This is a genomic window from Mycoplana rhizolycopersici (assembly GCF_013378445.1).
GTDB lineage: Bacteria > Pseudomonadota > Alphaproteobacteria > Rhizobiales > Rhizobiaceae > Mycoplana > Mycoplana rhizolycopersici.
The window spans coordinates 1-346 of sequence record NZ_JABXYK010000068.1 but is presented as its reverse complement, the minus strand read 5'-3'; the positions used below and the strand labels follow the sequence as shown (position 1 = coordinate 346).

Below are 346 nucleotides of genomic sequence, written 5' to 3'. Positions count from 1 at the left end.
GTCAAGGAGAACGTCGCCGTCGGCACCACGGTCGGCACGCTCTCGGCCAAGGATCCGGAAGGCAAGGCGCTGACCTACACGCTGACCGACAATGCCGGCGGCCTGTTCAAGCTTTCCGGCAACAGGCTCGTGACGGCCAAGGCGATCGACTACGAGGCGGTCAAGTCCGGCAAGGTCACCGTCGAGGTCTCCGATGGCGTCAACAAGGTGGCAAAGTCTTTCACCATCGCGATCCAGGACGTCGACGATGTCGACAAGGCGCCCACCTCGCTGTCGCTGTCGAAGTCGACCGTCAAGGAGAACGTCAAGACCGGCACCACGGTCGGCACCTTCTCGGCCAAGGATC

1 protein-coding gene is annotated in these 346 nt (G+C 63.0%); it reads left to right on the top strand.

The window, feature by feature from the left end; all coding sequences use genetic code 11:
• On the top strand, window positions 1-346 hold a 346-nt coding region (locus tag HV823_RS27540), incomplete at both ends, for a cadherin repeat domain-containing protein (RefSeq protein WP_176952632.1).